Annotated in this window: 25 protein-coding genes; 10 read left to right on the top strand and 15 right to left on the bottom strand. The window is 64.2% G+C overall.

The genetic code is table 11. The features are described from left to right. The first annotated feature begins 86 nt into the window (after positions 1–86). Positions 87–968, top strand: coding sequence for a MerR family transcriptional regulator (locus RBB84_RS17420; RefSeq protein ID WP_197481939.1), 882 nt, complete (start codon positions 87–89; stop codon positions 966–968). A gap of 73 nt (positions 969–1041) precedes the next feature. On the opposite strand, the gene RBB84_RS17415 is transcribed toward RBB84_RS17420, so the two are convergent. From RBB84_RS17415 to RBB84_RS17395, 5 genes are read right to left on the bottom strand one after another with little or no spacing between them, the layout of a single operon-like run. Beyond that, positions 1042–1824 (bottom strand): cyclase family protein, encoded by a 783-nt coding sequence (locus tag RBB84_RS17415; protein WP_082921173.1) that lies wholly within the window; start codon positions 1822–1824, stop codon positions 1042–1044. A 10-nt stretch (positions 1825–1834) separates the two neighbouring features. After that, positions 1835–2407 carry a flavin reductase family protein gene (locus RBB84_RS17410; RefSeq protein ID WP_064257543.1) on the bottom strand — a complete coding sequence of 191 codons (573 nt, stop codon included), beginning with the start codon at positions 2405–2407 and terminating at the stop codon, positions 1835–1837. After that, positions 2407–3927, bottom strand: coding sequence for a 4-hydroxyphenylacetate 3-hydroxylase N-terminal domain-containing protein (locus tag RBB84_RS17405; RefSeq protein ID WP_064257542.1), 1521 nt, complete (start codon positions 3925–3927; stop codon positions 2407–2409). Before RBB84_RS17405 ends, RBB84_RS17410 begins: the two co-directional genes overlap by 1 nt. 18 nt (positions 3928–3945) lie before the next feature. Continuing rightward, complete coding sequence (locus RBB84_RS17400; protein WP_197481938.1) at positions 3946–4398, bottom strand: RidA family protein; 453 nt, start codon at positions 4396–4398, stop codon at positions 3946–3948. 32 nt (positions 4399–4430) lie between these two features. Beyond that, positions 4431–5834, bottom strand: a complete 1404-nt coding sequence (locus RBB84_RS17395; protein ID WP_064257541.1) for a cytosine permease — start codon at positions 5832–5834, stop codon at positions 4431–4433. Positions 5835–6057: 223 nt separating this feature from the next. Here RBB84_RS17395 and RBB84_RS17390 point away from each other — a divergent pair, with 223 nt between their 5' ends. The 3 genes from RBB84_RS17390 to RBB84_RS17380 all read left to right on the top strand — a co-directional run bounded on the left by RBB84_RS17390 (position 6058) and on the right by RBB84_RS17380 (position 8548). Continuing rightward, positions 6058–7392 carry an L-serine ammonia-lyase gene (locus RBB84_RS17390; RefSeq protein WP_064257540.1) on the top strand — a complete coding sequence of 445 codons (1335 nt, stop codon included), beginning with the start codon at positions 6058–6060 and terminating at the stop codon, positions 7390–7392. Positions 7393–7426: 34 nt separating this feature from the next. Then, complete coding sequence (locus RBB84_RS17385; RefSeq protein ID WP_064257550.1) at positions 7427–8113, top strand: HAD family hydrolase; 687 nt, start codon at positions 7427–7429, stop codon at positions 8111–8113. Positions 8114–8215: 102 nt separating this feature from the next. Continuing rightward, entirely contained in the window at positions 8216–8548 is a 333-nt protein-coding gene (locus RBB84_RS17380) for a hypothetical protein (RefSeq protein ID WP_064257539.1), read from the top strand. A gap of 102 nt (positions 8549–8650) precedes the next feature. On the opposite strand, the gene RBB84_RS17375 is transcribed toward RBB84_RS17380, so the two are convergent. Next, the gene (locus RBB84_RS17375; RefSeq protein ID WP_064257538.1) at positions 8651–8884 is read right to left on the bottom strand and encodes a hypothetical protein; all 234 of its coding nucleotides are present in this window, start codon (positions 8882–8884) and stop codon (positions 8651–8653) included. A gap of 290 nt (positions 8885–9174) precedes the next feature. Between RBB84_RS17375 and RBB84_RS17370 the strand changes: the two genes are divergently transcribed. The 3 genes from RBB84_RS17370 to RBB84_RS17360 are packed head-to-tail and all read left to right on the top strand — an operon-like array spanning position 9175 to position 12159. Continuing rightward, a complete protein-coding gene (locus tag RBB84_RS17370) occupies positions 9175–10272 on the top strand; it encodes a tyrosine-type recombinase/integrase (RefSeq protein ID WP_156666253.1) in 1098 nt (365 codons plus the stop codon). A gap of 53 nt (positions 10273–10325) precedes the next feature. Continuing rightward, positions 10326–11813: a tyrosine-type recombinase/integrase gene (locus RBB84_RS17365; RefSeq protein ID WP_350246338.1), complete on the top strand. Its 1488-nt coding sequence runs from the start codon at positions 10326–10328 to the stop codon at positions 11811–11813. Continuing rightward, positions 11803–12159: a DUF6262 family protein gene (locus RBB84_RS17360; RefSeq protein WP_082921171.1), complete on the top strand. Its 357-nt coding sequence runs from the start codon at positions 11803–11805 to the stop codon at positions 12157–12159. Before RBB84_RS17365 ends, RBB84_RS17360 begins: the two co-directional genes overlap by 11 nt. A gap of 9 nt (positions 12160–12168) precedes the next feature. Here the strand turns inward: RBB84_RS17360 and RBB84_RS17355 are convergent. The 6 genes from RBB84_RS17355 to RBB84_RS17330 all read right to left on the bottom strand — a co-directional run bounded on the left by RBB84_RS17355 (position 12169) and on the right by RBB84_RS17330 (position 18152). Then, positions 12169–13334, bottom strand: a protein-coding gene (locus RBB84_RS17355) for an IS3 family transposase (RefSeq protein WP_350246337.1) whose coding sequence is annotated in 2 segments (ribosomal slippage) — positions 12169–13059 and positions 13062–13334 — 1164 coding nt in all. Because the reading frame shifts where the segments join, the coding sequence is not laid out codon by codon here. Positions 13335–13437: 103 nt separating this feature from the next. Further along, complete coding sequence (locus RBB84_RS17350; RefSeq protein WP_064257723.1) at positions 13438–13863, bottom strand: tautomerase family protein; 426 nt, start codon at positions 13861–13863, stop codon at positions 13438–13440. Positions 13864–13888: 25 nt separating this feature from the next. Then, the gene (locus RBB84_RS17345; protein ID WP_024102192.1) at positions 13889–14641 is read right to left on the bottom strand and encodes an SDR family oxidoreductase; all 753 of its coding nucleotides are present in this window, start codon (positions 14639–14641) and stop codon (positions 13889–13891) included. 87 nt (positions 14642–14728) lie between these two features. Continuing rightward, on the bottom strand, positions 14729–16207 hold the full coding sequence (locus RBB84_RS17340; protein WP_064257722.1) for an aldehyde dehydrogenase: 1479 nt from the start codon (positions 16205–16207) through the stop codon (positions 14729–14731). A gap of 14 nt (positions 16208–16221) precedes the next feature. Then, positions 16222–17208, bottom strand: coding sequence for a 4-hydroxy-2-oxovalerate aldolase (gene dmpG, locus RBB84_RS17335; protein WP_231912156.1), 987 nt, complete (start codon positions 17206–17208; stop codon positions 16222–16224). A gap of 65 nt (positions 17209–17273) precedes the next feature. Further along, positions 17274–18152, bottom strand: coding sequence for an acetaldehyde dehydrogenase (acetylating) (locus RBB84_RS17330; protein ID WP_006551041.1), 879 nt, complete (start codon positions 18150–18152; stop codon positions 17274–17276). Positions 18153–18374: 222 nt separating this feature from the next. On the opposite strand from RBB84_RS17330, the gene RBB84_RS17325 reads away from it, so the two are divergent. After that, positions 18375–19469: a VOC family protein gene (locus RBB84_RS17325; protein WP_024102189.1), complete on the top strand. Its 1095-nt coding sequence runs from the start codon at positions 18375–18377 to the stop codon at positions 19467–19469. A gap of 399 nt (positions 19470–19868) precedes the next feature. Next, positions 19869–20051, top strand: coding sequence for a hypothetical protein (locus RBB84_RS17320; RefSeq protein WP_138941515.1), 183 nt, complete (start codon positions 19869–19871; stop codon positions 20049–20051). A gap of 133 nt (positions 20052–20184) precedes the next feature. On the opposite strand, the gene RBB84_RS17315 is transcribed toward RBB84_RS17320, so the two are convergent. The 3 genes from RBB84_RS17315 to RBB84_RS17305 form a co-directional block, all read right to left on the bottom strand. Continuing rightward, a protein-coding gene (locus tag RBB84_RS17315; RefSeq protein WP_153008518.1) for an IS3 family transposase occupies positions 20185–21443 on the bottom strand; the annotation gives its coding sequence in 2 pieces (ribosomal slippage) (positions 20185–21098 and positions 21098–21443; 1260 coding nt in all). A 578-nt stretch (positions 21444–22021) separates the two neighbouring features. Next, complete coding sequence (locus tag RBB84_RS17310) at positions 22022–23062, bottom strand: 2Fe-2S iron-sulfur cluster-binding protein (protein ID WP_019290748.1); 1041 nt, start codon at positions 23060–23062, stop codon at positions 22022–22024. Positions 23063–23159: 97 nt separating this feature from the next. Then, positions 23160–24374 carry a cytochrome P450 gene (locus RBB84_RS17305; protein WP_024102186.1) on the bottom strand — a complete coding sequence of 405 codons (1215 nt, stop codon included), beginning with the start codon at positions 24372–24374 and terminating at the stop codon, positions 23160–23162. Between the two features lie 338 nt (positions 24375–24712). Between RBB84_RS17305 and RBB84_RS17300 the strand changes: the two genes are divergently transcribed. Further along, on the top strand, positions 24713–25957 hold the full coding sequence (locus RBB84_RS17300; protein WP_350246327.1) for an IS256 family transposase: 1245 nt from the start codon (positions 24713–24715) through the stop codon (positions 25955–25957). Positions 25958–26180: the final 223 nt, after the last annotated feature.

Genomic DNA, 26180 nt, shown 5'->3' with positions numbered 1-26180 from the left:
AAAGTTCAAGTCTGTGTGGGGGAGAACGATATGATCGACACTTACGTGCACCGCGATCCAGGTGTCCTTTCGTGAGGTTGAGTTTCGTGTCAGTTGCTGGTGATGCTGTTGCGCCTGATTCCGTCGCATCGCAGCCGGGGGCGGAGTTCGTCACCGGCCAGGATTCCCCCGCGGTGATGCTGAAGATCGGCCAGGCGGCACGGATTGTGGGCGTCTCCACATCGCGTATCCGATTGTGGGAGAGCGAAAGACTGATCACTCCGCACCGCACGCCATCGGGTCAGCGGCTGTTCACCATGCGTGACGTCAAACGGTTGGAGAAGATCCGGCGTCTGCTCGAGTCGGGTTCGATGACGATGGTGGGTGTCCGCAAGGCTCTTGACGACAAGCACGACGAGGCTCCTGCGGCGGACGCGGATGCCGCATCCACCGCGCTCGGAGCAAGGGTGAAGGCGCTTCGACTGAGCAACAGGATGAGCCTGCGTGACCTCTCCCGGGAGATCGCGATCAGTCCGTCGGCACTGAGTGCATTCGAACGCGGCCAGAGCAAGCCATCCATCGGCCGGATCACCCAGATCGCGCACGCTCTGGGAACGACCACTCCGGAACTGCTGGGCGTACCGGCCGCCGAGGACCGCATGGTGGTGCGTGCCGACAGTCGGAAGGAACTCCCGCTCGCCGTCGAGGGCGTGACGATCGAGAACCTGTACCAGACCTCGACCGTCCTGCAGTCTCAGATGGTGACCATCGAACCGGGCTACGGCAGCGGGGAACCGATGACCCATGCTGGCGAGGAGTTCCTCACTGTCGTAGAGGGCGAGGTCGAGATCGTGCTCGACGGAATCGAGACGATCCTCCTCGCCACCGGCGACTCGATGACCTTTGCCAGTACCCGTCCACATACCTACGCCAATCGGGGAATGGTCACGGCCAGGGTGGTGTGGGTCAACACCCCTCCGACCTTCTGACGCCGCCGTTGTTCTGAACGCCGCCGTGCGGTGCCCGACCACGCAGCTGCGCCGGGCACCGCACAACGGGGCATCAGTCCAGAACCGCGACGGCGCGGATCGGAGATCCGGTACCACCCACGAGATTCAGGGGCAGACCGTAGTAGTCGAACCGGGTGTTCACCAGCTGGCCCAGGTTCTGTAGGTGTTCGGTGTTCACGATGCCGTACTTCTTGCAGACCATGTGCCCCGCGAACGAGGTGTCGAGACTGTTGTCGATCGCATTGCAATCGGTCCCGATGTTCACCACACCCTTGCGCGCCAGGTACTCGGCACCGGCCCAGGAGAAGCCGGGGTTCTCGTCGATGTACTTGCGCTCGGGGAACCACCGGTCACCGTAATCGAACCACGCGAGCACGATGTCGCCCGGTCGGATCTCCTCGCCGGCCTGCGCCAGCTTCTCCTCGGCGAGCTTGACGTCGTCCTCGTCGGCCGATCCACGAGACTCCGGGTCCGGGGACTGGAACTGCACGTGTGACAGGTCGAGGCAGACTGCCGATCCGTAGTAGTACGCGAGCGGAGTGTTGTCGATGGTGGACCCCTCGGGGTCGTACTCGATGGTGGCATCGGCGTGGGTGCCCGCGTGCTCGCTGATCACGAGGTTGCGGGCGTAGAACCCGTCCTTGGTGCCGTACATCTCCTTGAACTGCTCGTGTGTCTGGTTGACCGGCGTGAAGGTGCGCTGGTGCCCGAACCACATGGGCATGCCCTCGTACACCGGCCGGGTGAGGTCGACGATGCGCTTGCGGTTGGTGAGCAGCTCCGCCCCGAGCGTGGGTGTCTGCTGAACGCCCTTCCCGGCTTCGATTGTAGTCATGATCCCTTCCTTATCTTTCTGAATTCCCGGCCGCGAACGAACCGAAGGTCCTGTCGAAGAAGGTAAGCGGCGAGACGGTGTCGGCGTGCTCACCCGCGCAGGCGCTGACCACGTCGGCGATCACCAGCAGGTGGTCGATCGCCTCGACGACGTAGGCGACGGTACACTCGAGGTTGTAGATCGCACCCTCGATCACAGGAAGCGTCAGCGTCGGGCTGGGCTCGCCGAGATGCTCCTCGGGAATGAACTTCGGCGAACCGGGTGCCGCGAGTGCATTCGCGAGATCTGCCATCGCATGCGGCAGGATCGCCACGCCGAACTGCTCGTGCTCGGCGATGTACGCGCCAGTGGCCGTGGTCTTCTTGATGGACAAAGAGATTCGGGCCGGATCCGCGGAGAACGAGGACACCGAACTCAGTGTTACTCCCCACGGCTGACCGTCGACCTCCGTGGTCACCACGACCACGCCGCTGGCCAGCTTGCGCATGGACGCGGCGAAGTCGGGTGCAGCCAGGCACTTCGGCGCAGGCTTCGTAGCGGCACGCAGGGCGGCGGCGCGCCGCTCGTCGGTGGGGGCGGTCATCACGGAATCCCGACGTAGTCGCGGACGCGGCGGGCGGCGGCGGTGCGGTCGGTCTTCGAGTAGACCAGGTTCCGCACGAAGGCCGGCGGGGTGGCGTTGACGTTTTCGAACAGGCCGACCCGTCCGGCGTGGGCACCGGCGACGAGGTCCCACACGAAGTTGAAGAAGGTGTTCTTGTCTCGTGCGGAGACGCCGGTTCCGGGGAAGAATTCCTCCATCCGTGCGCCGAATTCCGGGTGGTCCCAGACTTTCTCGGGCCAGCGGGCAATCAGCGCCTGACCGCACAGGTCGCGGAGCAGGTAGGTGATGCGGGGGTAGTTCTCGATCGAGTACAGGCGACCCGCGGTCGTGAGTTCCGGGTTCGGCACCTGCAGGCCGCACCAGTCAACCGATTCGTGGATCGTGGCCAGCGAGTACGCCTTGAGGGTCTGGGCGTAGAGGGTGATGTCGGCAACGGCCGACTGTACGCCGGGGATCTTGTCGGTGCCGAGGATCTCGGTGATGACCTGGGCGACGCCGGTGAACATCTCGGCACGGAAGGCGAGGCGGGTCATGACGGACCACAGGGAGTAGGCGCAGGACTCGTAGTACAGGTCGAGCAGGCCGAGGTTGTACTTGCTGAAGACGTACTCGTGCGGAATGAAGACATTGTCGAAGATGATCGTCTGATCGAGTTCCTCGCCCTGGTGGTCGAGGGGGTGATCGTTGCGAGGGGTGTTCATCTTGGCGGTCGGCTCGCGCAGGATCAGTGACAGACCGGGAGAGTTGACCGGAATCGCCGCCCAGATCGCCGCCTCCGGGCCGACGCCGCCGCCGAGAGTGGTGGACAGGGTGAAGAAGTGGGCGAGCGAGCCAATGCTGCCCGCGACCTTGGCGCCGGAGAGGACGATGCCGTCCGGGCGGTCCTCGACGATCCGCAGCTGCGACGGTCGGTCATTGCGTGGGATTCGCTTGTCGGACTGTGGGTCCGCGATGAGGTCGGTGCTCAGAAGGTTGTGGTCACCGGACAGCGTGACAAAGTTCCGGATGTTCTCGGCGAACTCGGGGTTCTCCGCCTCGATGCGGTCGATGGTGGAGAGGAAGCCCAGGGCCATCATGGCGCCGTAGTCGTTCGGTCGGCCGTACATGCCCATGGTGCGCTGGGTGATCAACCGGGTGGCCTCACGCTTGGCCAGTAGGTCGTCGCGGGTGCGCGGCACCTGCCAGCCGATGGCTCGGCGTCCGCCGTCCTCGCCGACGTAGGTCAGCACGTCGCGGGTCTCGGCGTCGAACTGCGCGTCCTGGATACCTGCGAGGGTGTTGACAGCGCGAAGGTCGGGGTGGTCGGAGACGTCGGCCACCTCCTCGCCCTGCGAGGTAATGATGCGACGGCCGTCGCGCAGCGAGGCCTTGTACTGGGCGCCGGTGAGCAGGTGGCCGCCGCCGCTGGCGGCGAGTTGCTCGGTGACCTTGCCGATGTGCAGGCGCTCGGCCTCCTCCTGGGACAGTGGAGACGTGGCGGGGGGAGTGGTAAGAGTCATTGAGGGGTTCCTTCCTAATCAGCTGCGGATGACGGCGATGGCTTCGACCTCAATGAGGAAGCCGTCGTACATGAGGCCGGCGACGCGAACGCCGGTGCCGGCCGGACCGTTCTCGGGCAGGAACTCCATCCGCACCCTGGTCATCTTTTCCCAGTTCTCGCGGACTTCCTCACCGGAACCCTCGAAGCAGTAGTAGGTGTTGAGCTTGACCACGTCGTCCCAGGTGGCCCCCGCCTCGGCGAGAACGGAGGTCAGCGAGTTGAAGACGTTACGGGTCTGCACCTCGATGTCGCCCTCGCCGATCACGTTGCCGTTCTCGTCGGAGGACAGCTGCCCCCCGGTGAAGACGAGATTGCCGACGCGCCAGCCCTGAGCGAACGGGGTCGGGATGTGGTGGGTCCAGGTGCTGGCCATCAGCCGCTGGCGGTCGGTTCCGTCGCCGACGAGTGCGGCGATGTCGGTCGTCGTCATTGCGTTCCTTCTTTGTTGGGGTTGGTTGGCGGTCATGCGCTCGCGTAGGTCGGAGCCGAGGTGCTCTTGTTGCGCGAGTTCAGTTGGAGCAGGACGAGATACAGAACGAAGCTGGCGATCGATCCGACGAGCCAGGACAAGTCGACGCCGTTCATCGCTGCGGCCACCGAGCCGGTGAAGAACGCTCCGGACATGAACGGCATCTGGATGATGAACCCGACCGCGTAGGTGACCAGGGCGGGCACGTTGAATGCGCCGTAACCGGCCTTCGGGTCGCTGAAGGACTCGACGTCGTACTCGCCCTTGGCGATCACGTAGTAGTCGACCAGGTTGACCACGCTCCACGGGATGAGCAGGCACATCAGGAAGTGAATAAAGTTGGAGTAGTTGACGAGGAAGTTGTCGGCGAACAGCAGTGCGACGAAGAAGGCGACCGCGGCGGTTGCCGTGGCAACGGCGTTGCGGGCGCTGGCGCCGGGGCTCCAGGTCGGGCGGAAAGTCTGCACGAAGGTCAAGGTGCACAGCGAGGGGCCATACAGGTTGATCACTGCGGCATCCAGTGCACCGAGGAACAGCATCACCAGGACGAACACCGCGACCGGACCGGGCATGAGGTCGACCAGCTGGGAGACGGTGCCGTCACCACCGGCGACCGAGACCAGCAACGACCCGAGGATCATCACCGGAATCGCTCCGAGAACCGCCCCGAAGTAGGTGTACATGAAGGCGGACGACGACGGCGTGTTCACGGGCAGGTAGCGCGAGTAGTCGGACACGTAGGGCGAGTAGGCGATCTGCCAGGTCGCGGCGATGGAGGTCATCCCCAGGAACCCGATCAGGCTGAAACCGGTGTCCATGGAGGCCACGGACCCGGATCCGCCGGCGATCGCGGTGTAGACGGCGATCAGCACGACGGCCAGTGCGAACAGGGCGAGCAGGATGCGGTTGAGGCGGTGGATGAACTCGTACCCGAAGATCACTGCCACGAGCGTGAGCAGTGTGGTCAAGAGCAACGCTACCGTCGGGTTCAGACCCGGCACGAGTGCGACCAGCGTGTCGCGTGCGAGCACGATGATCGAGGCGAGGAAGCCGAGGTACATCATGATCACCACGACCAACACCAGCAACGAACCATACATGCCGAACTGGCCTCGTGCCTGAATCATCTGCGGCACACCGAGTTTCGCTCCTTGCACCGAGTGCAGCGCCATGAACACCGCGCCGATGAGGTTGCCGACAATGATCGCCGCGATCCCGGTTGCGACGTCGAGTCCGTACACCGTGGGTGCGAGCACGCCCATCACGAGAGTGAGGGGCATGATCTGCACGCCGAACCAGACCGAGAACAGGTGCCGCGCACTACCCGTGCGCCGACTCTCCGGAACGGGCTGAATCGTCAGATCCTCGATGAGCGAGGTCGTCTCATTGGCTGTCATTGGCGTCTCCGCGTGAAAGGGAAGGTCCCCCGAACGGGGTGTACGGATAAGCTACACCTGTGCGGTAGGAAATTACTAGCACTTCTTCGTTTGGTTTCTCAATGGAAACTTGCCCGAAACAGTCAGAAACAGCCCTTGATTCGGAGTCGCGAGGGGGGGACCATGGAGAGCTGTGCGAGAAACTTTAACTAGTGCAGTAGGCATTAGAGCAGCCTCCGTCCCTATGAGGGAGATGTTCACAGTCGGCATCGGACCGTCGAGCAGCCACACCGTCGGCCCCATGCGGGCCGCCGGAATGTTCGTCGACCACCTCACCGCCGCAGGACTGATAGGAGAGGCCAACAGGATCCGTGTGGTCCTGCGCGGCTCCCTCGGGGCAACGGGAGTCGGTCACGGAACTCCGGACGCGGTCGTGGCCGGACTGCTCGGATGGGCGCCCGAGACATGTGACCCCGACCGGGTCCACGGACTGTGGGCAGCCCTGCAGGAATACCCGTTCATCGAGGTCAAGGGCCATTCGATCCGGGTGGAGCACGCCGATGTCGAGCTCGCTCCCACCCTGCCGCACCCCGAGCACCCGAACGCCCTCGACGTCATCGCCCTAGGCGCGGACGGCCGGACCATAGCCGAACGCTGCTACCTATCCGTCGGTGGCGGCTTCGTGGTGACACAGGGCCAACAGGCCGCCGAGACGAGTGCCGTCCCGATCCCCTACACCTCCTACGACGACCTCGTCGCGACGTGCAACGAGATGGGTCTCACCGTGGCACAGGTCGTCGCGCGGAACGAAGTTGCACTCGGTGCCGATCCGCGCGAGGACGCGCTCGCCATCTGGGCCGAGATGTCCGCGTGCATCCGCAACGGGTGCACCCGCACGGAAGACGCCCTTCCCGGTGGGCTCCTCGTGCGCCGGCGCGCTCCTACCCTCGCCCGCACGGTCGACACCGGAACCGAAGACGGCCTCAGCGAATGGATCTCCCGCATCCAGCTCGCCGCGCTCGCGGTCAACGAGGAGAACGCATCCGGCCACCGCGTCGTCACGGCGCCGACGAACGGCGCGGCGGGAATCATGCCTGCCGTCATCGACCACTACACGCGGTTGCCGGGATCGACCCCGGACGGGGTGGTGGACATGCTCCTCACCGCCACCGCGATCGGCGGCATCATCAAGTCCGGCGCCTCCATCTCGGGCGCCGAGGTCGGTTGCCAGGGCGAGGTGGGATCCGCGTGCGCGATGGCGGCGGGTGCCCTGTGCGCCGTTCTGGGCGGAACCCCGGAGCAGGTCGGCAAGGCCGCGGAAATGGGCCTCGAACACCACCTCGGCCTCACCTGCGATCCGGTCGGTGGCCTCGTGCAGATACCCTGTATCGAACGTAACGCCATCGCGGCGGTCACCGCCGTTCAGGCCGCCATCCTCACACTTCGGGAAGGCATCAGCGAGCACCACGTCTCGCTCGACACGGTCATCCGCACCATGGCGCGCGTCGGAGCGGACATGCACGACAAGTATAAGGAAACCTCGCTGGGCGGCCTGGCTGTCAGCGTGCCGGAGTGCTGATCTGCTCCCCGAGCGACCCGAAGAAAGGATGAATGTGGCCACCGACGTCTTCTTCGACTTCTTCGGCACACTCGTCGACTACGACCCGTCCATCCATCCGGCGTCGCACAACGCGCCCCACGAGTTCGGTCTTCGGGCCGGTGTCCGGCTGACCGGCGACGAGGCCGACGCACTGTGGGACCGAGCCTGGACCGAACTCGACCGGCACGGCACCGTCACCGGCGTGGAGCACTCGATGCGCGACATCGCGGGCCGCTACTGGGAACTGCTCGGCTCACCGACCGTCGGCGACGGGGAGTTCGACCGCCTCGTCGCCGACTACCTCGACGCATGGACAGCCGAGATCACGCCCGCCGCGTTCGCGGCGGACTGCCTGGCGGATCTCGCGGCCGACCACCGCCTGACGATCGTCAGCAACACCCACGACGCCGCGTTGGTTCCGGCGCTGGCGCGCCGGTTCGGCCTCGACACCCACATCTCGGAAATCGTCACCTCGATCGAGGTCGGGTGGCGGAAGCCGCACCCGGAGATATTCCGCATCGCCATGGACCGGCGGGGCGTCCGTGCGGACGCCGTGGTGTTCGTCGGCGACAACTGGACCGCGGATGTGGAAGGCCCGCAGCGGGCCGGAATGACGGCCTTCTACGTGGGTAAGGCGGGCGCCGAACGCACCCCCACCTCGCTCGACCGTCTCCCCGACCTCATCCGCGCGCTGGCCTGACCCTGCGGGGAGGGCCGCGGGCGCCGGTGTCGCGCGGCACAGCGAACAGCTCCAGGTGCACAGCAGAGGCTGTTGCAGCACGATCGGCCCCAGGAAGGCGTTATGAAAGCACAGTCCGACCGGTTAGTCTTCGACGAGAATGACGTCGAGGTCACCGACCACAAGTCGTATGCGGCCGGTGTCCCCGCCGTGCTGGTGTCCCTCAAGAGGGGGCTCGAACAGATGGGGCCGATGCGGACCGCACGCACCCTGACGCGTCTGACCGGACTGGCAGCACGGGCCGTCATCGACGACTGCCGTTGTGAGCGGCAGGTCTCGCCGTGCAGCGCGGCGAGTCCTTCCTTGACAGCGATCGCGGCAATGACGAGGGTGACAACCGGGTCGGCCCACGACCACCCGAAGGCGCTGTTGACGAGCAGCACCGCGGACAGGTAGGCCGCTTCACTCATCAGGTCGACGGTGAGCAACCTGCGTGCAGTGTCGAGTTCGTTCCAGGTGGCATCGACTGCGGTGGGATCCGAACCACCTCGCCGCGAGTCACGACCCAGGTGCCTCGAATGCCGGAGGGCCGAAGTCGGCGGCGACCTCCGGAGCATCGACCTCGAGCACTGCATAGGCGGCACGCACCTGCTCGAGCACCCGCTCCGGGTACGGGTCGCCCGCTGCTTCGCAGCCCTTCGCCGCCGCCAACGCGGTCTCGATGGCCGCGGCGTCGTCACCGAACACGAACGCTTGCACCTGGTACAGGTAGCTGGATGCGCAGGTCGTCATCAGTCAACGGTAGAATCTGCCTCGGCCATCGTGCGTCACCCACACCGGCCGCGCCGGCTCCGCTCCCGTGCGGTCGGCACCGACATCGGCTCGGATGTCCTGTTCGGTGTCGCCGGCCAGCGCCGGCCTCAATGCCCCGATTCACGTCCGGCAATCGACCGATATCTTCAGTCGCTTCTAATGTGTCTTCGACGTAGCTCACGGGGTGTTTGATGCTCTACTCCGCGTCATGGACGGGCTACCGTCGCTGCCGTCCATGACGTAGGTGGCGGGAGGCGCAAGTGCGAGTGATGCGGGTGCTGGATCCGGTGAGCGATGCGGTGTCGTTCACGCTGCTTGACGAGAAAGGAGTCGTGGCTCCGGTCGAACGCTATTTGCGGTACCTGGCTGACACGGAACGGTCACCGAACACCATCAAGGCGCACGCCCATGACCTCAAGGACTGGTTCATGTTCCTGATGGATCGTGACTGTGACTGGACGACAGTGCATTTGGATGATGTCGGGGCGTTCATCCGGTGGCTGCGCCTGCCACTCGAGATGCGTGACCAGTCGGTGTCGGTGCTACCGTCCGTCGCGCATCACTGCAGCGAGGCCACCGTGAACCGGAAGCTGTCGACGGTCTCGGTGTTCTACCAGCATGCCGCGCGTCACGGCCTCGACCTTGGCGAGTTGCTCACGTGCTGGGATCCCGGCGCCCGTCCCGGCAGCGGGTGGAAACCATTCCTGCACCACATCAGCAAGAGCGCACGGAAGCCACGGCGGGCCGTGAAACTGCCGACCACCGCAAAGATTCCGCGAATCCTCACAGCTGACGAGGCACAAACCATCCTGGATTCGTGCGACCACCTGCGGGATCGTTTCCTGTTCGCACTGCTCTACGACACGGGGATGCGGATCGGTGAGGCTCTGGGTCTGCGGCACGAGGACATATCCGCCGCCGAACGTGAAGTCACGGTCCGCCGTCGTATCAACTCCAACGGCGCCCGCTCGAAATCGCCGCGATCACGGACCATCCCCGTCAGTGTGCAGCTGATCCGCCTGTACGCCGATTACCTCCACACCGAGTACGGGGACCTCGACTCGGACTATGTGTTCGTCAACCTCTGGGGCCGGCCCCATGGTGCGGCACTGACCTACTCGGCGGCTCACGCACTCGTGCGACGACTGCGCCGACGGACCGAAATCGACTTCGATCCGCACTGGTACCGGCACACCTACGCCACCAGAATGCTTCGCGACAATGTTCCCGTCGAAGTGGTCGCCAAACTCCTTGGGCATGCCTCGTTGACCACCACCGTCAGCACCTACGGGCATCTGTCGAACGACGACGCACGCCGAGCGCTCATCGATGCCGGCTGGTTCACCGACACGGAAGTGATCTCGTGAGCGGCCTGCGCCCGGTGCCGCCGAGCGAGGAGCGCCCACCCGCCGACACCGGCGTGCACGACGGTGTCGGGCCGACCGACCAATCCCGCTCACGGCGGCGGACGACGCTGGATCCGTGGGATACCGAATACCCGAAGGACGTGTGGAACGCGCGCACGCTCGGCATCACGGCGCGCGGAACGGTCACGATCCGCTTCGATTCCATCACCCGTCCATGGCTGAGGGAACCCGCCAAGAAGTGGGCGCGGTGGCGCCTGTCAACCGGGCTGACAGTCGAATCGGCTGTGATGGGCACGAAGGCCGTCGCAGCCTTCGACGCTTTCCTCGATTCCAGCGGCGCGGCTGTGAACGGAACCTCTGACATCGACCGCGGCCTGATCGAGCGGTTCCTCGCCTACCTGCATTCCCATCGCGCCGGTCAGGCATCCCACCGTCTGGCGGTGGGTCAGTTCAACCTGTTCCTGCTCACCGTGCGTCGGCACGGGTGGATCACCGATCTGTCCAGCACCGCCATGATCTACACCGAGGACTACCCGAAGGAATCCATCCGGCAACCGCGGGCGTTGAGCGAGCACATCATGAGCCAGCTCGAGGATCCGGACAATCTGTGCAAGTGGCCCAATTCTCATCATCGCCTGATCACGAGGATCTTGATACGTTGCGGCCTGCGGATCAGCGACGCCGTCGCCCTCACCCAGGACTGCATCGTCCGAGACAAGGACGGCGCTCCCTACCTGCGGTACCTCAACCACAAGATGAAACGGGAGGCGCTGGTCCCGATCGACGAAGAGCTCGAACAAGCAATCGTCGACCATATCGCCGAAATCGGCTACACCGGTCCCACAGTCGGTGGCTCACCGGTCTTGTTCCCGTGCACCCGATCTGGCGTCAACGGCGACGGACATGTCAGCACCCACACGTACCGGACGTCCCTGCAACGGTGGGTGGCCCGCTGCAACATCACCGACGAACACGGCCGGCCCGCGGTGGTCAGCGCCCACCGATTCCGCCACACACTGGGCACGAGGTTGATCAACCTCGACGTCCCACAAGAGGTGGTCCGGAGGATTCTCGATCACGACTCGCACCAAATGACCGCCCACTACGCCAGATTGAGTGACACCACCATTCGCCGTCACTGGGAGGCGGCCCGGAAAGTCAACGCGTCTGGCATTGAGGTCACCCTTGACCCCGAGGGGCCGCTCGCCGAAGCGGCGTGGTCCAAGCAACGCCTCGGCCGTGCTACCCAAGCGCTGCCCAACGGCTATTGCGGCCTGCCGGTCCAACAGACATGCCCGCACGCCAACGCCTGCCTGACCTGCCCGACTTTCCTCACCACCGCCGAGTTCCTGCCCCAGCACCGCAAGCACCGCACCCAAGTCCTGCAGATCATCTCTGCCGCTGAAGCTCGTGGCCAACAACGGATCGTCGAGATGAACACCCAAGTGCTCGGAAACCTCGACAGGATCATCGACGCCCTGGGCGACGATCGCGACGCACATCCACCCACCGAACCGACAGGCGCCGATCATGCGAGCTGACAACAGCCGCTTCCTCCACCAGGCTGCACAGCGGCGACACGAACTGACCCGATCCAAAGCGATCTCCGCACTACGCCAACTCCACGACCAGGGAAAGCCGGTGACATTCGAATCCGTCGCCGCCGAAGCTCGGATCTCACGCTCATGGCTGTACACCCAACCCGATGTACGGGACGAGATCATCAAGCTGCGAGCCGAACACCGCTCAACGCCTTCTGAGCGGCCCGCACACCGAACACGAGACCGCGCCAGCATCGACTCACTTCAAGCACGCCTTGCCGTCGCTCACAACCGCATCAGCACACTCACTTCGGAGAACGAGAGGGACTGCTGCACGATCCGGTGACAGATACGGTCACGCAGCCTGTGCGGCTGGTGTGGTCATGATTGTCTCGAACTCAACCGGCGTCAACCGGCCGAGTCTGAGCTGACGTCGCCGGCGATGGTAGGTCCGCTCGATCCAGGTGACGATCGCGATGCGTAACTGCTCGCGAGTGCCCCAATGCTGCCGGTCGAGGACGTTGCGTTGGAGCAGCGCAAAGAACGATTCCATCGCGGCGTTGTCGCCGGCCGCCCCGACCCGACCCATCGACCCGACCAGGTCGTGGCGACCGAGGGTGCGGACGAATTTCCGGCTACGAAATTGCGAGCCGCGATCGGAGTGGACCACGCATCCGGCGACCGAACCTCGCCGGGCCACTGCGGATTCGAGAGCGGCCACGGCGAGGCGGGACTTCATCCGATCACTGATGGAGTAGCCGACGATCCGGTTCGAGTAGACATCCTTGATCGCACACAGATAGAGCTTGCCTTCGTCGGTGCGGTGTTCGGTGATGTCGGTGAGCCACAATCGGTTCGGCTCGTCCGCGGTGAAGATGCGGCCGACGAGATCGTCGTGCACTGGTGGCCCGGAACGGCCTTTCTTCGAGCCGCGTTTCTTCCCGAAGACGCTCCACCATTTGTTGGTCGAGCAGATCCGCCAGGCTGTGCGGTCCGACATCGACTCGCCCGCGTCGCGGGCTTCGTCGGCGAGGAACCGATAGCCGAACTCGGGGTCTTCGCGGTGAGCGTCGAACAGTGCGTTCGCCCGGTACGCCTCCTCGAGCTCGGCATCGGTAACCGGGCGCTCGAGCCACCGGTAGTAGGGCTGACGGGCAAGCTCGAGGACCCGGCACGACACCGCGACGGGAATCCTGTCCGCGGCGAGCTGCTTCACGAGCGGGTAGAGCCTTTTCCCGGAAGATTCGCCTGGGAGAGATACGCGGCAGCCCGGCGCAGCACTTCGTTCTCTTGCTCGAGCAGGCGGATGCGTTTGCGCGCTTCGCGCAGTTCGGCGTTCTCGCTGGCGGTGGTGCCGGGTGTGATGCCGGCTTCGACGTCGGCCTTTCGCATCCAGTTGGTCAGACAGGATTCGCTGATGCCGAAGTCCGCGGCGATCTGCCGCAGGTGCTGGCCTGGTTCGCGGTTTCGGGCCACCCGGACGACGTCGTCGCGGAACTCTTTCGGATAGGGCTTGGGCACGGGTCCATCCTTCCAGCAGTGCCTGACGGCACCACAGTTCAGATGTCACCTGCTCCTACATCAGTCCCAAGGTCGATCCCACCCCCTTGCGGTGTCGGGTAGATCAGATGGACGATCCGCTGTCCGCGCGAGCGGCGATTTCGTCGGCGCGTACCCCCGCTGCTGAGTGGCCGCCGATGAACCAGTTCGCCGGGTCCACCTCGATGATCCGACCACGGACGGCCGAACGCGGCACCCCGAGTACATCGACGATCAGGTCGGTGAACCGGGCCGCGAGCTCCTCGCGCTGTGCGCGAGGACGACCCGCCAGCACGATGGCTGTAAAGTACGGTGCAGCCGTGCTGCTCTCGGAGGCAACCGCGCCGGCGACCGCGACATCATCGGTGGTGTAGCGGACGATGAAGGTCCGAACTCGCTCGAGCGGGGAGTCGAGAACCTCCGAATAGCAGTGGCTCGCCTCGACAAGCAGACGGTGCCGCTGCTCGGCGCTGAACCGTCCGTCGAGCAGATGGAAATGTGCGACAGGCATGAGAGGGCCTTTCTGGAGTGGTGCTCTACTGGACGCCGTGGCGTGTGCCGGCGTCGACGTTGAGGACGCTGCCGTGCAGCACGCTCGCCTCGGGGGCGAGCAGCATCTCGAGGATCCAGCCGAGCTCGTCCAGCGTCGGTAACCGGCCGAGCGTGGTCTTGGCGCGGTAGCGCTCCCAAATGGTGTCGAGATCGCGGCCGGTCTCGGCTGCTTCGGTTTCGACGAATTTGCGGAGCCGTGGCGTGTCGACCGGGCCGGGCGCGATGGTGTGTGTGGTGATGCCCTTCGGTCCGTACAGGGCGCTGAGCTGGCGCATCAGATTGAACACTGCGGCGTTGACGGTGCCCGGCGCGGCGTCGAGCGGGCCGGGTTCGAAACCGAGCGATCCGGCGACGGCGACGAATCGCGATCCGGGGACCAGCTGGCCGCGGACTGCGTGCAGCAGCCGTACCAGCCCGCCGACCTTGATGTTCGCCCCTACAGCAAGCTCGCCGGGGCTGATGGTGTCGGCGGAACCACGTACCGGCAGACCCGCGGCGAACACGGCCATCCGGATCGGCGCGTCGACATAGGCGGAGATCGCCTCGATCGCACTGTCGTCGCTGATGTCGGCGACACAGGGGATGATCAGGCTGTTTTCGGCTGCAAGGGTTTTGAGGTCTTCGGCGTTGCGCGCGACCGCGATCACGCGTAGGCCTCGACGGACCAGGCGTCGGGTGAACTCGGTGCCCATCGCACCGGTGGCGCCGACGACGACACACAACTTGGGGCAGGTCACGGGTGATTACTCCTCGGGGAGAAGCGGGGACGGCCGGTGCAGCACCTACTGCACCGGCCGCCCACGTGGATGAGTCGAAGGACCGGATCAGCCGCGCAGCCGAAGGGTCACGGCGCGCGGTTCGGTGAAGAAGTCGCGGGAGTACTGACCGCCTTCACGTCCCAGGCCGCTGGCGCCTTCGCCTCCGAAGGGGAGACGCAGGTCGCGTTCGAAGAAGCAGTTGATCCATACGGTGCCGGCCTTCCAGCGCGCGGCCATCCGGTGGGCGCGGTCGAGGTTCTGGGTGAACAGCATCCCGGCCAGGCCATAGCGTGAGTCGTTGGCGATGCGCAGTGCCTCGTCTTCTGTGTCGAAACCCAGGACGGTTTCGACGGGCCCGAAGATCTCCTCTTGCGCGGTCCGGGAGTCATTGGTCAGCCCAGTGATGACGGTGGGGGGATAGTAGAAGCCCTTGGCGTGGGCGTCGCCGGTCAGACGGGCGCCGCCGGTGACGACTTTCCCGCCTTCCTGCTGCGCGAGTTCGACATAGCCGTGGACTTTGTCGAGATGGCGTTGTTCGATGAGCGGGCCGATGAAGTTCGACGGATCCTTCGGATCGCCGACGCTGAGCTTGTTCGCCTCATCGACGAACCGCTCGAGGAACTCGTCCATGATGCTGTTCTGCACGAGCAGTCGGGATCCGGCCAGGCACACCTGTCCGTTGCCGCCGAAGATCGCACGGATCGACATCGGTACGGCCACGTCGAGGTCGGCGTCGGCGAAGATGATGTTTGCGGACTTTCCGCCCATCTCGGCCGAGACCGGCGTGTGGTTGGGTGCTGCTGCCTGAAGGATCTTGACTCCTGTGGCACTCGACCCGGTGAAGGTGATCCGGTCGACTCGCGGATCGGAGGTCAGCGGGCCGGCGACGGCTTCGCCACCGAAACCGTGTACTACGTTGAGTACTCCGTCGGGCAGTCCGGCTTCGAGTGCGAGTTCGGCGAAGCGGTGTGCAGTCAGTGGGGTTTGGGGTGCCGGTTTGAGGATTGCGGTGTTACCGAACGCCAGGGCGGGCGCGATCTTCCAGGTGGCCAGCATCAGGGGTGCGTTCCAGGGGCTGATCGCCGAGACCACGCCGGCAGGCGGGTAGAGCACGTAGGACAGCAGATCCCCGTCGGGGTAGGCCTCGTTGGCGGCCATCGACGCGTAGTCGGCGAAGAACCGCAGGTTGTGCGCCACGCGCGGGATTTCGGCGTGCAGGGACTGGTTGATGCCCTTACCGCCGTCGCGGGTTTCGAGCTGGGCGAGTTCTTCGCGGTGCTCGTCGACCTTGTCGGCGACCGCGTGCAGGATCTTTGCGCGTTCCTTCGGCGACATCTGTGGCCAGGGCCCGCTGTCGAAGGCGTGGCGGGCGGCGGTGATCGCAGCTTGTCCGTCTTCGGCGGTGCCCTTGGGTACGACACCGAGTAGCGACCCGTCGTGCGGATCGATCGATTCGAAAGTTGCTCCGTCCGATGCGTGCTTCCATTCGCCGCCGATGAGATGACGGACCTGTGTGATCGACGGCGCGTTGTGGGTGTGGGTCATGACAGTCTCCTGTGTCAGACTCCGGCGCGGGCCGGGAGTTCGTAGGTGCGGCCGGCGAGCTCGGAAGCGACGTCGATGATCATGTCCTCCTGGCCGCCGATGACACCGCGTCGGCCGAGTTCGATCAGGATGTCGCGGGTGGAGACACCGAATTTCTTCGCGGCACGCTTGGTGGGATGGAAGAACGTCGAGTAGACACCGGCGTAGCCGAGGATCAGTGCGGTCTCGTCGACGATCTGGGGTTCTTTCATCAGCGGCGCGACGACGTGCTCGGCGGTGTCGATGAGCGGGAACAGGTCGACGCCGGTGTCCCAGCCGGCTCGTTCGAACGCGGCGGCCAATACCTCGGTCTGGGCGTTGCCGGCGCTGGCGCCGAGCCCGCGCAGAGATCCGTCGATGAACGTCGCCCCATTCTCGGCGGCAGTGAGCGCGTTGGCGATACCCACCCCGAGGTTGTTGTGGGCGTGGAAGCCGATGTCGGCGGAGATCGCCTGCCGCAGCGCGGCGACGCGCTCGCCGGCGTGCTGCGGCACCATGGCGCCGGCAGAGTCGACGACGTAGACGACGTCGGCGCCGTAGGAATCGAGCTTGGCGGCTTGCTCGGCGAGCGGCTCGGGGTCGAGTTTATGGCTCATCATCAGGAACGTCATGACGTTGAGGCCGTGTTCTTTCGCCCATTCGATGGGTTGCTGGCCGCAGTCGGCTTCGGTGCAGTGCACCGCTACCCGGACGGTTTTGATGCCCGCGTCGATCGCTCTTTGCAGTTCGGCGAGGGTAGCGATGCCCGGCACGTAGAGCGCGGCGATGTCGGCGTTGTCGACGGCGTCGACCGCGGCGCGCACGTACTCGGGGTCGGTGGCGGCGGCGAAGCCGTACTGGATGGACGAGGCGCCGAGGCCGATGCCGTGGGCGACCTCGATGGTCGGGATGCCGGCCTGATCGAGTCCGCGGGCGATATCGGCGACGTTCTGCGTGGTGAACTGATGCGAGACCGACGACATGCCGTCGCGCAGTGTGGTGTCGACGAGGGTGACCTTGCGGGGTGTGTCGGTGGTGGCGGTGGTGGTCACTGGATTGCTTCCTTGACGAGGGTGCGCTGGGCCATGACGTCGGCGACCTGCACGGCGGCGGCGGTGATGATGTCGAGATTTCCGGCGTAGGTGGGCAAGAAGTCGCCGGCGCCGACGACCTCGAGCATGACGGTGACCTGGTCGCCGTCGACGTCGACCAGGCGCAGGGTGTAGCCGGGGACGTACTGCTGGACCTTGGCGACCATGTCGATCACTGCGCGCTCGATCGCGGCCGGGTCGGGGTTGCGGACTTTGGCGTAGACCGTGTCGCGCATGTTCATCGGTGGTTCGGCTGGGTTGATCACCGAGATGGCCTTGGCGCGATCGGCTCCGGCGACCTGGGCAAGTGCCTTGCCGGTTTTCTCGCTGAATTCGCTGAGGTTCTGCCGGGTGCCGGGTCCGGCGCTGTGCGAGGCGATGGCAGCGACGATCTCGCCGTAGGACGCGTCGGCGACCTCGTTGATGGCATACAGGATCGGGATGGTGGCCTGGCCGGCGCAACTGACCATGTTCACGTTCGGCGCGTCCAAGTGCGTGCTGAGGTTCACGGCCGGCACCACGTACGGGCCCACTGAGGCAGGTGTCAGATCGATCGCGCGGATGCCGGCTTCGGCGTAGCGCGGGGCAGCGGCGGCGTGGACTTTCGCTGACGTCGCTTCGAAGACCACGTCGGGAAGGTCGGGCCGGTTGAGCAGCCAGTCGATTCCCTTTGCGGAGGCCTCGAGGCCTTCCTGTCGGGCTCGTTCGAGCCCCTCGCTGGTCGGATCGATACCGATCATGTACATGGGATCGACGTGCTCGGATCGCAGCAACTTGTACATCAGGTCTGTTCCGATGTTGCCGGATCCGACGATCGCAGCTTTCAATCGACTCATCTGTGCGGCCTTCCCTGAACTCTCGGGTGATGGGCTCGACGCTAGGAAGGGGTTGCTGGTCGGAAGGCGGAAATCCTGTGGTCCTGAACATGTGCGCGGTCGGGAACGTCCCTGTTCGGTTATCCCGGATGTCGGCGACTGCCTGGTTTACATCGCCGCAAGCTCGTGGTCACCACCACAGCCCGGTGCAGCTCGCCCGGACAGCTCAGATCAGGAGTAGCCATGACCGAACTCACTGCTCGATTCGATATCGCGCATCTCGCCCGCGCCGAACTGTTCACTCCCAAGCCGCAGGAGACGCTCGACTTCTTCACCAAGTTCCTCGGCATGTATGTCACTCATCGGGAGGGTCAGTCCGTATACCTTCGAGGCTACGAGGATCCGTACCAGTGGAGCTTGAAGATCACCGAGGCACCCGAGGCAGGAATGGGTCACGCCGCGCTGCGCGCGAGCTCTCCGGAAGCACTCGAACGTCGGGTGGCATCGCTCGAGCAGGGCAACGTCGACGGTAAGTGGAGCGAGGACCAGTTCGGTTACGGCAAGACCTTCGAGTTCCAGTCCCCGGATGGACACAACCTGCAGTTGTTGTGGGAGGTCGAGAAGTACGTCGCCCCGACGGCACTGCAGAGCAAGATCCTTTCGCGTCCTTCCAAGAAGCCGCTGTCGGGTATTCCGGTCAAGCGCATCGATCACCTCAACCTGATGGCGTCGAATGTCACCGCGCTCAAGGAATCGTTCGAGCAGCACCTCGGGTTCCGGACCACTGAACGTGTCGTCGACGGCAACGTCGAAATCGGGGCGTGGATGAGCTCGAATCTGCTCGGTCACGAAGTTGCCTGTATGCGCGACATGACCGGTGGGAACGGCAAGCTTCATCACGTGGCGTTCTACTACGGCACCGGACAGCACCTGGCCGACGCGGTCGAGATGTTCCGTGACTATGACATCCGGATCGAGGCTGGTCCGGATAAGCACGGCATCACCCAGGGGCAGTTCCTGTACGTGTTCGAGCCCGGTGGAAACCGTATCGAGCTGTTCGGTGAAGCCGGCTATCTGCATCTCGATCCTGACGCTGAGACCAAGACCTGGCAGATGTCCGACATCGATACCGGTCTCGCTGTTGGCGGTGCGCAGCTGCCGTGGGAAACGTACTTTACGTACGGCACTCCCAATCCGCTCGCGCTGGACCAGCACATCGAGAAGTTCGCTCACTTCGGTCCCGGCGCGCCGATCGAGGATCCGGATGTGGCTGCTGCCGAGCAGGCCATCCCGGACGACATCGACCACTCGCGGGCGGTTTCCGGTTCGCCCGCCTGATCGGGATCGTGCACCCGCTCAACCGCAATCGTGTGATTGTTGTTGAGAGCCTGAGGTCTCCGATGTGGACAGCGAGTTGAACAACTCTCCACATCGGAGACCTTTGTGTGTACAGGAGCGCTTCCCATACAGAATTGCCGTTGGTGTAGTCGAATCGACGGACTGAGGGGCGATGTCCATCGGCGGGTGGTCTCGAATGAGGTCCGTGGCGGTCGAGTTCTTCCTCTGCTGTGAAGGAAATCGGTGTCGGTTCGGGATGACGGCATTGAGCGTCAACTCCACCCTGGGAAGGGCTGCTGGCGCTGATGGCGAAGTTCGCAGGGATACCGTCGCAGCCCAGCTGGGTCCGTTGAGCAGTGCTACCAGATGTCTTGTCTCCCTATCCTGTCAGGAGATGTCATGGAATATCCCATTCGTTATCGAGTATCAGATTCGACGACCGAATCGGTGACCGCACGCGATCTCGAGGTAGTGCTGCAAGCGCTGACCGGTCGCCCTATGGAGGCCGTTGATATCGAGGCTGTCGAGTCTGCTCTCGACCTCGAGAGGATGTCTCGTGTGGGTATCCCGCATCAGTTGTGAAGACATACTGTCGAATTCGATGGTGCATTGCTCTGGTGCACAGTACAACTGGCCTGTACGAGATGCTTGTGCTCGCCTAGAGCTGTGGCGGGCAGGGGGGCCTTACCCCCAGCAAATGGACACGGGTGGTGGATTACGCCGCGGATGCCAGCGTAGCGATGTAGAGGGTCTCGTAGGTGTTCGGGGACCGGTGTCCGCACCAGGAATGTCGTCGTCGGGTGTTGTAGCGGGTGACCCAACGGAACACCTGACGCCGGCACGTGGCTTCGTCCGACCAGACGTTCGCGTTCTGGAGGACTTCTCGTTTGAGGGCGGCGTTGAAGGATTCGGCGAGACTGTTGTCGGCGCTCGTGCCGACTTTACCCATCGACTGGGTGACGCCGAGGTCGGCGCAGAGGGAAGCGAAATCCTTCGAGGTGTATTGCGCGCCGTGATCGGAGTGAAAGATAGACCCGGACAATCCATTACGATCTCCATGAGCAGCAAGGAGAGCGTCGGCGACGAGGTCGGTGCGCATATGGTCGGCGATCGCCCAGCCGGCGAGTTTGCGGGAGTAGCAATCGATCACCGTCGCCAGATACAGGTTGGCACCGCCCTCGATCGGTAAATATGTAATGTCGCCGACGTAGATACAGTTCGGTGCAGGGGCGGTGAAGTCCCGCTCGAGCAGGTCGGGCACCTTCTGGTCCGCAGGTTCTGGGACGGTGGTCGTGACCCGTCGTCGACGGCGGTAGCCGACAATGCTGTTCTGACGCATCACCCGGGCCACCCGCTTGTGGTTGACCCTCTCGTTCACGGTGACGCCATCGTTGAGTTCTGCGGTGATCCTGGGTGCTCCGTAGGTGTTGTCCTCGGTATGGATCGCCCGGATTCGTTCGGCCAGCTGCGCGTCGGCCGCGGCGCGAGCGGTCCTGTCCGGCTCGGCGGACTTCCAGGCGTAGTAGGACGAACGCTCGAGCTCGACGAGCTCGCACAACCGCTTCACCTGATAGGTGTCGGAGTGGTCGGCGACGAACTGGAAGCGGGTCACCAGTTCGTCTCCCCGGCGAAATACTTGGCCGCCTTACGAAGGATCTCGCGTTCGGTGGTGAGCTTGGTTGCTTCCGCTCGTAGGGCGGCATTCTCGGCTTCGAGACGGGCGAGTTTCTGCTCGACGGTCTCCGATTCGCTACCCGTGCCGGAGCTCAGGCTATGAGGCCGTGCCGGAGTATGCACCCGGGTGCCGTCGACGTGGGTTTTGGTGCCGGTCCCGTACTGGTCGATCCAGCCTGTCAAGGTGCCGCGCACGACCCCGAGGTCAGCGGCGATACCTCGGATCGTCGCGCCCGGCGTGGACTCGTACAACTCGACCGCCTGGCGCCGGAACTCCTCCGAGTAGTTCTTTCGTGACATGACTGAAGATCATCTCGCTTCCCCAGCAGATGCTGGATTCAGCGTGTCCAAGAACCGGGGTCAAGGCCCGGGGTAGGAATGCGAAAAAGGCCGGCAGTCGCGATACCAAGGATTGTGACGAAGGCCGAGGTGATGGCCGCCCCTGGTTCGGAGGGGCGATTGCCTGTGAACACGGTGGTCAAGACTGATGGACCGATGCCGTTGGTGAACTGCAGCAGAGCGCAGAGCGAGCTGCCGGGCGAGCCAGCCTCCTCGGATTACTCGGGCTGAAGGCAATATTTCCCGCCACTTGCCATGCTCGATAAATCGGGACTCGGAACATCCGAGGACGCGAGCTGGATACGGTGACGCCTAACCCCGCAGGACCGTGCATCCGCCGACGTCACTGAAGTCGCGCAATTGGGGTTCTTGCATGCTCGGCGGTTCACGGGGGCGGGGTTACAGAACGGCCTTCGGGTCCAGCTTTGCGGAAGATCTGCGGGTTACGTCCCCGGGCGAATGAACTGGCAACGAACAAAGTCTGGGGCAGCGAGTACATACGCGCTGCCCCAGACTCTTGTCGTGGTGGATCCTGAAGGTCAGAGCACTGCCGGCGCTGTGCTGGTTGCGGGCGTGATGGCGAACTCCTCGCGGAAGATCAATCGAGGAGCCATACGCCTGCGCTTGAGTGCCTTGACCGCCGCATCGACCATCGCGGGTGGGCCGCACAGGAATGCGCTCATCCCCTTGCACGAGGGAAAGTCGCTGACCACGACATCGGTGACCAGCCCGGTTGCCCCTTCCCACTGCTCCTCGCTGAGAACGGGTCGGTAGTGGAAATGCGGGTGCCGGTGTTCGAGATCGCGGAAGAATTCGACATCGTAGAGGTCTTCCCGCCGGCGGCCGCCGTGGTAGAGGAACAGTTCTGGGACCAGGTCCTCGACGAGGGCGTGTTGGACGATCGATTTCAGTGGAGCCAACCCCGTCCCACCGCCGATCAAGATCGCCGGTTCATCCTGTTTCGCGACGAGATTGAACTGCCCGAGGGGGCCGCGCAGCGAGACTCGTTCCCCGAGCGTCATTGAGCGGAAGATCCACCCATCGGTCGACAACCCGCCCGCGGTGAGCTTGATGTGAAATTCCAGCCGCCGAGTCTCGGTCGGAGGATTAGCCATCGAGTACTGCCGCGCCCCTGCGTGCTCAGGAACGATGAGTTCGGCGTACTGACCGGCATTGAACTGCATCGGAGTGTCCAACTCGATCACCAGTCTGCGCGTGTTGGCAGCGATGTCGTCCAACACGACGACGGTGCCTTCATAGTCGCGTAGAGGATGACGAGGCACGCCGTCATCGCTGACGTTGCCGAGCGGCTCGACGGTCAAGTCCGAGCGGGGAGTGGCCATACACCCCAGAGCCAGTCCTTCGGCCCTTTCCTCGACGGTCAGGGTGTACTCCGGAGTCTGACGGTGGTCGACCTCACCGCGCAGCACCTTGAGTTTGCATGTCCCGCAGGTTCCCTGAGTGCACGAGTGGGGCAGCCACTCGTTGGCCCGCAGGGCAGCATCGAGAATGGATTGGGTTTCTTCAACGGCAATGTCCGTGTTCTTTCCCTCTATACGGACCAAATATTGATCAGACATTTCCGGTAGCGCTCCAATTCAATATCGATAACCTCGGGTGTTCCCGATGCTCGCCGTATCTGTGCAGATGATTCAGGAGGGGTGAGGTCGAGGTCGCCTACACTTCCCATTCGACAAACAGCTGCTTGGGGCCGCGGAAACCCCATCCCCAAAAGTCCACCTCGTGGGTTTCGTCTCGTTCGATGTTCGGAATTGCCTCGAGCAATTCTTCGAGTCCGATTCGGACGACTGCATTGGCGAAATAGGTTCCGGCGCATGCGTGTTTTCCGCCGCCGAAGGTCATGTTCGGCACCAGGGCACGATCGAGGTCGTATTCGGTGGGGGCGTTGTACGCGTTTTCGTCCTGATTGGCCGAACCGTACGACAGCATCACGATCGAACCCTCAGGAAGCGTGACCCCGCCCACGGTAACTTCTCTCGCGGCGCGCTTGACCGCGGCGGACCAGATCGGGGCAACCCAGCGCATGCCCTCGGATGCGGCGCGGGGGATCAGAGTCGGATCGTCGATGACACGTTCGAGCTGGTCCGGTCGGCTGAACAGTCCGGCCAAGGTCGTGGCCATGGCATGACCGGGCTCCTGCATTGCTCCGAGCAGGAAGACATACAGGTTGGGGTAGATGACGTCGCGACTGCGGGTCTGGCCCTCCGGCATCCCGTCGTGCAGCCAGTGCGAGATGGCTGAATGGTCCGGTTCGACGATCCATTTGTCGATCTTCGGGTCGACATGCGCGATGATTTCCGCTTTGGCGCGGTCGCCGGGGGCGAACCCTTCGGGGTTGGCGAACTCACCGTTTTCGTCGACTGCCGCATTGGTGAACGACACGCTCAGATTGTGGAACCACTCGCGCAGTTTTTCGGTGCTGACATCCCCGAGACCGAGCAGGTCGCCCAGTGCGCGGACACTCACCGGCTCGCAGTAGGCGGCGACGATATCCGCGTGCCCGTCGTTCTCGAACTCGGCAATGCGCTGTCGCGCAAACGGTCGGACGAGATCGTCGATGTACTTGTCGACGGCTGAGGGCTGCAGGTGTGGTTCGACCATGTCCCTCAGGTTGCGGTGCTCGTCTCCGTTGGTATTCAGCAATGCCTGAGGGCCGAAGGTGCGGCCGCCGGCAGCGGAGATCACCGCAGGCCAGGTTGTGTCGTCTTTGGAGATCTCAGCACACAGTTCTTTCGTCGAGACGATGTGCATGCCGAGGGCGGGAACGTAGGCAATGGGTGCCTCTTTGCGGAGGCGCTCGTAGAACGGGTATGGATCGGCCTCGAGCTCCTCGATGGTGATTTCGTCGATGAAGCTGCGGGTGGAAGTCATCATGCTCCTTCTGATTTCGGGTGCTTTGAGCCGGGAGGCGGGCTGAGGCGGCTGTGAGCTGCTTCGGTTGACCAGGCGGAGGTGATCGTCGGGTCAGCGAAGCGCTGGTAAATGTCTGTGTGAGCTGGCCGCGACAAACGTCAGTTGGGTGTGCCGATTATCGGGATGTCTGATGGGACCTGATCGCTAGCGTGTGCTGCGCTCGAGGGTTGCGTCCATGAAGATGGTGTACGAACCGGACCTGAACGAACTGGCCGGCGTGTCGTAACCGAACGAAAGACGGTCACCGCGTGATTCTTCGAGAGAGCTACCAACTCGACTCGACGAAAGAGCACGCGATGACCACTGCCTACGATATCGATCTGCGCCAGCTTGTCGAAGACCGACTCACCGGCGCCAGCCCCGACCTGCTGCGCGAGCTGCTGACGATGTTCGTCCACGCCCTGATGGGCGCCGAGGCCGACGCGCTGTGCGGCGCCGACTACGGCCAACGCTCCGACGAACGCGTCAACGTCCGGAACGGGTACCGGCATCGGGACTTCGATACCCGCGTCGGCACCCTCGACTTGGCCATCCCCAAGCTGCGGCAGGGTTCGTACTTCCCGGACTGGCTGCTCGAGCGGCGCAAGCGGGCCGAACGTGCCCTGACCTCGGTTGTTGCGACCTGCTACCTGCTCGGCGTCTCGACCCGCCGGATGGAAAAACTCGTCGACACCCTCGGGATCACTTCGCTGTCGAAGTCCCAGGTCAGCGTGATGGCGAAAGATCTCGACGCCCAGGTCGAGGCCTTCCGGAACCGACCCCTCGATGCGGGCCCGTACACGTTCGTCGCCGCCGACGCCCTGGTGCTCAAGGTCCGCGAGAACGGGCGGGTGGTGAACGTGCACGCCCTGGTCGCGGTCGGGGTCAACGCCGACGGTTACCGCGAGATCCTGGGGCTGGACGTCACCTCCAGCGAGGACGGCGCCGGCTGGCTGACCTTCTTCCGGGGCCTGGTGGCCCGCGGACTGACCGGGGTGAGGCTGGTGACCTCCGATGCCCACACCGGCCTCGTCGCGGCGATCGGCGCCACCTTGCCCGGCGCCTCCTGGCAGAGGTGCCGCACCCACTACGCGACCAACCTCATGGCCGTCACACCGAAGTCGTCGTGGCCCTGGGTGAAGACGCTACTGCATTCGGTCTACGACCAGCCCGACGCGGATTCCGTTCACGCCCAATATGATCGAGTGATCGATGCCCTCGAAGCCAAGCTGCCGAAGGTCGCCGAGCACCTCGACGCCGCCCGGGTCGACCTGTTGGCGTTCACCGCGTTCCCCAAGCAGATCTGGCGGCAGATCTGGTCCAACAATCCGCAGGAGCGGCTCAACAAGGAGATCCGCCGTCGGACCGACGTGGTGGGGATCTTCCCGGACCGCACCGCTCTGATCCGACTTGTCGGAGCGGTGCTGGCCGAACAGCACGACGAGTGGATCGAAGGCCGCCGCTACCTCGGCCTCGACGTACTCGCCCGTTCCCGCACCGACAAGCGCGCCGACAGCGTCGCCGAGGAGACCGAGGAGGTGACACCGGCCTTGACCGCCTGATCCACCGACGAGGAATCACGCGACGACGTCGTACACCACCTCACGGGACTTGACCGCGCTCGAGAGCGTCGAGAGAGCTGGTACGAAGTGCTGCACGGTCGAGTCGTGTGTCAGGGGCCTCGTTCATCCTCGGACGCCACTGGCGCGGATCTTCGTAGCAGCGCAGACAAGCTGCTCGGACCTCACTATGGGTCCCCGTCCACGCCTAGAAACCGCGTAAAGA

The organism is Rhodococcus sp. D-6 (assembly GCF_040256695.1).
GTDB classification, from domain to species: domain Bacteria; phylum Actinomycetota; class Actinomycetes; order Mycobacteriales; family Mycobacteriaceae; genus Rhodococcus; species Rhodococcus pyridinivorans.
The sequence above is the reverse complement of the archived record's forward strand: the minus strand, read 5'-3'. Positions and strand labels throughout refer to the sequence as shown.